The organism is Endozoicomonas sp. Z74 (assembly GCF_057680865.1).
In genome coordinates, this window is record NZ_JBLYZI010000213.1 from 1 (window position 1) to 2,190 (window position 2,190).

Annotated in this window: 2 protein-coding genes; both read right to left on the reverse strand. The window is 51.3% G+C overall.

Features of this window, described 5'->3' with window-relative positions; all coding sequences use genetic code 11:
- Positions 1 to 38: 38 nt before the first annotated feature.
- Positions 39 to 1,910, reverse strand: coding sequence for a replication endonuclease (locus tag ACNRUY_RS26290; protein WP_488114627.1), 1,872 nt, complete (start codon positions 1,908 to 1,910; stop codon positions 39 to 41).
- A 2-nt stretch (positions 1,911 to 1,912) separates the two neighbouring features.
- Positions 1,913 to 2,190 (reverse strand): hypothetical protein (locus ACNRUY_RS26295; protein ID WP_488114628.1); only part of this gene is annotated, 278 nt, incomplete at its 5' end.

Genomic DNA, 2,190 nt, shown 5'->3' on the forward strand with positions numbered 1-2,190 from the left:
AAAAGCGATTTTTTCAAGTTCTTTGTAATCCATAGTTCCTACCCTGCCCCCATGGGTTCATAAAACCAACGGCCACCCCTTTCAACCACCTGCCGGGGTTCCGTACAGTTATTTACACAAGTCCAAGACGACGCGCTGTGCGCGTCTTTTTGCGCCGCTTGCGCGGCTTCCTTAAAGCGAACGGTCCAGTCAAAGAAACGAGACATGACATTTTTACCAGCCATCGCTATTCCCTTAACCACCTTCCGCCCTTCCTGCTCAATCAGGCCGAACAGGGACAACATACGCCCCTCTGTTTCACTGCTGGTCGCCCTCCTTACTTTCCAGTTTTTAAACCGCTGGTCTTTCCTCCTGACCGTTGCCCCCCCCTGACATTCGACATACTCGCCGAAGTCCCCCTTATCCGCTGCTGCCCGGATCCTTAAAAAATCGCTTCGCTCCTGCTGGCGTTCGTTCTCAGCTAACTGCCGTTCAGGAGCAAGGCTGCTCTGAACGGTTTCAAAATCCTCTTCACTGATTTTCCGCAACTCCCGGTAAACGCCCACCGGAGCCCCGCCGACCTGGCGAAATTGACGAATCCCCCACAACGCCGCCCAGGCTTCCACCCGTAAAACCGAATCCGCAATAAATCCGCCGGTTTCATCATCGGCCTTACCCTGAATGCCTGCCCCGTCGATGTTTTTACAGATGTATTTCAAAACGTACTCAACCGCGCCTCCGGGCTTACCGTCTTTACCTCGCATCAGCTTCCAGTCAAACCGGGGCTGAATGCCGGCGCTTTTTAATTCCACCTTTGATCGACTGCCATAGCTCACCCAACCACCCTTGAATTTATGAGTGACCGCCCTTGGCGCTAAATCTTCCGGGTTTTCTTCACAGACGTATTCGCGATAAATCCGAACCATATCCCGCAATTGCTCAGGATGGACAAACAGAATTGAATGCCAGTGTGGGGTTGCATCGTGATGGGGCTCAACCATGCAAAAACCAAATACCCTGATATCCTGTCGATCCCATTCCGCCCGGGTACGCTGCCAGCACCCCATCATTTGCGCCTGTGCATCCCTAGGAGTGAGACCTGATTCATAGTTAGGATTGGCATAGCATCCCCGGTTATTCTTTTTCATGGGATGGAACCGGGACGGGGCTGTCTGGGTAATAAACACACCGATATAACCTAACGATGCGGCCTGCTCCTGGAGCCCCTTAACCCTGACTATCAACTCATTTCGCCGTATGGCTGGATTGGACACGTTTTTATCCGCCAGTTCTGCCAGTACAAACGCCTCGCCGTACTGGTTCACCGCTTCCATCACCTCTAGATTTCCGCGATTCCTGACCCGCTGCCCCTCCCTACGCTTTAACGCATGGCCGGACACATAGCCGCCATGATCGGCGGACACCTGCCCCAGCTCCCTCAGCAACTGTTCCAATTCCCTAGACTGCCTAGTCCTAAGCTTCCGCCGCCACCATGACGGACTACAGGCTTGAGCAATCGCCTGGAGCACTTCGGTTTTACTCGGTTCCGTCCTGACGCGCTTAGGAACAGGCAGCTCCAAACCGTAGGTTTTCAGGTAGGTTTCAGCCAGATTTCTAAGAACCCCGATATCACTCCCCGGAACGGCTTTTTTGACCTTATCCTCTAGGGTCATTGCCTTGAGTTTTGCTAGGGATTTAATGCTGTCGTCATCGCTGGACAACTTGAGTCCCGGAAAATTCCAGTTCAGTTTTTTATGGATGGACAGCAACCAGCGATTAGCCGCCACTTTGCCGCGCCGCTTATTGATTTTCAGATAATGGGCTTTCAGGAGTTGATCAAAACCGGGATGGGCATCAAAGATTTCATTCCTGAAACGTCGATCCTCAATCGTCCCGATTTGATCAATGTGGGAATAGTCGGGCTTTTTCATAGCTAGAATGGAATATCATCATTGCACGATTCACAAAAACCGTATTCATCCGCTGGACGAATCCCGCACGATACACACATTCCCGCTTTTTTCCTTTCTTCCTGCCGTTTTCTATGCTCTTCTATTCGTTCCCTCCTGGCTTTTTCTTCTGCCGCTTTTTCGTCCTGTTCTTTTTTCCTGGCCTGCTCCCTGCATTGTTCTTCCTGCTGAGTCAATAAAGCGATTGTTCGAACCTGATAATTTACTCCCTTTTCATCCAACAGCTCTCTAACTGCTTCAA